The 241-nt window shown below is 41.1% G+C and carries 1 pseudogene; it reads right to left on the reverse strand.

Annotation, left to right across the window (positions count from 1 at the left end):
• Positions 1 to 121: pseudogene (locus tag AK963_RS31715) on the reverse strand (transposase); the annotation flags it as partial.
• Between the last annotated feature and the right edge of the window lie 120 nt (positions 122 to 241).

The following is a 241-nucleotide window of genomic DNA, read 5'->3' on the forward strand; positions in this document are numbered from 1 at the left end:
GCTCTGTCAGCACAGAAAGCCAGAATTTGGCACCTTCTGTTTCGGCAAGCCAAAGACCCAAAAGTTCCTTATGGCCTTCAGTGTTCACGCCAAGAGCAACATACACGGTTTTACGAATAATACCAATTTCATTTTCAAAATATGTCACGAATTCTGCGATTGCCTTTATACTTTAAATAGCCTGTTGTTCATCCCGTTAATGTCATGCCTAAAACTCCCGATTTTCCTGAAAACTTTCACG

The organism is Endozoicomonas atrinae (genome assembly GCF_001647025.1).
Taxonomy (GTDB): domain Bacteria; phylum Pseudomonadota; class Gammaproteobacteria; order Pseudomonadales; family Endozoicomonadaceae; genus Endozoicomonas; species Endozoicomonas atrinae.